Below are 2,641 nucleotides of genomic sequence, written 5' to 3' on the forward strand. Positions count from 1 at the left end.
GCCCCCAGTTGTTATGGGATGAGATGCATGGGATCAGATGCACTTCACCGGTTTTGGCAGGCCACCAATCTTGGTCGCCTGCTTGGCGGGCCCTTCCGGGAACAGCTTGTAGAGGTAGCGGCTGTTGCCCTTCTCGGGGCCGTACTGCTTCTCCATCGCCTTGACCAGCGCGCGGATGGCGGGGGAGGTGTTGAACTCCAGATAGAAGGCGCGCACAAAGCGCACCACTTCCCAGTGCGGCTCCTCAAGCGTGATCCCCTCCTGCGCGGCCAGCACCAGCGCCAGCTCCTCGCTCCAGTCGTTGCTGTTGAGCAGGTAGCCCTTGGCATCGGTCTCGATGAGTTGGCCGTTGAATTCCAGCTGATGTTTTTCGGACGCAGACATGAGGGCTCCTCGCTAATGGGGCTATCAGGATTGGGCGGGCATGGTAGCGCCTTGATCCCCGGTGAGCAACCGGCTCTCGTTGGCCAGATGCAGCAGCTGATCCGCCAGCTCGCTGATCAGGTTGAGCTGCTGGGTCAGCATCAGCTGCTCCTCGCTGCTGTCCGGACTGCTGTCCGTGCAAAGAAGGGGGCTCTGACCACCGACGGAGCTGGAGGGGTTGCCTGCCAGATGGCCAGCGGCCTGCTCCAGGGTGTGGCAGATGTGGTGGCGCACCTCATCCAGCCCGCTGATGGCCTCCAGCTTGTCGCGATGGGCCCCCAGCGCTGAGATGTAGGAGAGCAGGGCGTGGTTGCGCCAGGTGAGGGTAAAGCAGAGATCGAGGAAGCGGCGGCGCTTTTGCGGCTCCACCAGCATGCTCTGCCAGGCGGTAGCCAGCTCGCTGTCCGCCAGATGGGCGCTCTTGCGCGCCACCCGATAGTCGATGGACTCGTCCCGCTGCTGCTTGAGGCTTGCCAGCACCGCCGATAGGTAGCGGGCGTTGGCCGACAGCGAATTGGCGATAAGCGTCGGCAGCCGCTTGTACTGCCAGTCAGGCCAGAGCCAGGCCACCAGCCCGTAGGAGATCAGGCAGCCGAGCAGGGTATCGAGCAGCCGTGGCCCGAGGATCGCAAAGCCGATGCCATCGAGCAGGTTGAACGCCATCAGCACGTAGAGGGTGATAAAGCAGACAGCGGCGCTGTAGTTGTTGCGCACCTGGGTGAAAAACAGGAAGGCGGCCAGCCCCATCACCACCAGCTGGACGTGCAGCTCGGGGAACAGCCAGAGCACCGGAATACCCACCAGAATACCTGCGAAGGTGCCGAGCATACGCTGCACCAGTCGGCGGCGGGTGGCGCTGTAGCTGGGCTGGCAGACAAACAGCACGGTCAGCAAAATCCAGTAGCCCTTTTCCAGATCAAAGGCTTGCAGTATGCCGTAGCCGATCACCAGCCCGAGCGACAAACGCAGCGCGTGGCGAAACACCATGGAGTGCAAGGTGAGGTGCTGCTTGAGCTGGGTCAGCAGCGGCAGGCGGGGCGGGCGCGCCAGCGCGGGCAGCTCCTGCTCCGGTTGCTCGGGGTTTTGCAACACTTCGGCGCTACCGAGCAACTGGTTGATGCTGGCCAGATTGCGGCGCAGGAACTTCATCGGCGTCAGCAGGGTTTTCGGGTAGTGCTGCTTGAGATTGGTGAACTCCAACTGATCGCCAAGGGCCTCCAGCGTCCAGTGGATGCGCTTGTTATGGGCGTAGGGCTTGTGCACCAGAATGGCGTAACCGAGCCGCTGGCACGCCTCGGAGAGCTGCAGGAACACCTCCTGAAACCCTTCCAGTACGATGCCCTGCTTGAGCTCCGCTTCCAGCCGGCTGTAGGGGTAGTGGCTGGAGGTGGCACGCTCGTGAATCTCCAGTGCCAGCAGGTAGAGACGCAGCAGGCTGGCCAGCTCGGGGCTCGCCGGATGGCGGCGGCTCAGGCGGGCGTTGAGGGCCGATTTGGTGAGGGTCAGTGCGCTCACCAGATTGATATTGAGCTGGGCCAGATTGTGGCGAATGGCCTGGGCGCCGTGCTCGTCCGCCGGGAAGAAGCGGGACTTTTCCAGCAGGTAGCGACCAAGGGCGAAGTAGCTTTGGGCCAGCTGCTCGTGCAGGGTCTTGTAGGGGAGCAGCCAGAGCCAGATAAACGAGACCAGCCCGTACCAGAGGGCGCCAGCGCCGAGCGCCAGCGGCTGGTAGAAGAGATCCGGTGCCTTGGCGGCACCCAGCATGGTGTAGATGGCGATCAGTAGTGAGCCGAAGCTAATGGTGGCGTAGCGGGCGCCGAGCGCCCCCACCATCACGAAGATAAAGGTGGAGCTGGCCAGCCCGATGGCAAACAGCCAGGGGGTGGGGTAGAGATACTGCACGCACAGGGACGCAAACATGAAGCAAATCAGCGTCATGGCGAGGTTTTTAAGGCGCCCCCACAGGCTGTCGTCGGTTTCGGCGATGGCGCCCGCCACGACCCCGAGGGAGAGCAGCACGGTGAGCTGGATATTGCCAGTGGCCAGGGTAAAGGCGAGCAGACCGAGAATGGCCAGCAGCACTTTGAGAGCGAAGTAGATGTGACTATCGGTCAGCAGTCGGCGCAGCAGGCCAGAGAGATCCATCGGCATGAGACAGGTGAAACCCTTGATCGAAACGAGAGCGAGATAGTAACCCGCCAAGTGCGAAGTGGCCCTG

The 2,641-nt window shown here is 62.7% G+C and carries 2 protein-coding genes; both read right to left on the reverse strand.

The annotated features are described in order from the left end of the window. Window positions 1-33 precede the first annotated feature (33 nt). Window positions 34-384, reverse strand: coding sequence for a TusE/DsrC/DsvC family sulfur relay protein (locus AB5Y85_RS02055; RefSeq protein WP_019446869.1), 351 nt, complete (start codon window positions 382-384; stop codon window positions 34-36). A 24-nt stretch (window positions 385-408) separates the two neighbouring features. Beyond that, window positions 409-2,574 (reverse strand): YccS family putative transporter, encoded by a 2,166-nt coding sequence (gene yccS, locus AB5Y85_RS02060; RefSeq protein ID WP_076493504.1) that lies wholly within the window; start codon window positions 2,572-2,574, stop codon window positions 409-411. Between the last annotated feature and the right edge of the window lie 67 nt (window positions 2,575-2,641).

Origin of the sequence: Aeromonas sp. R3-1 (assembly GCF_040908345.1) — a bacterium.
Lineage (GTDB): Bacteria > Pseudomonadota > Gammaproteobacteria > Enterobacterales > Aeromonadaceae > Aeromonas > Aeromonas veronii.

Coding starts and splice junctions, on each gene's coding strand:
- AB5Y85_RS02055 (WP_019446869.1), bottom strand. CDS start 384: ATGTCTGCGTCCGAAAAACATCAGCTGGAATTCAACGGCCAACTCATC.
- yccS (WP_076493504.1), bottom strand. CDS start 2,574: ATGCCGATGGATCTCTCTGGCCTGCTGCGCCGACTGCTGACCGATAGT.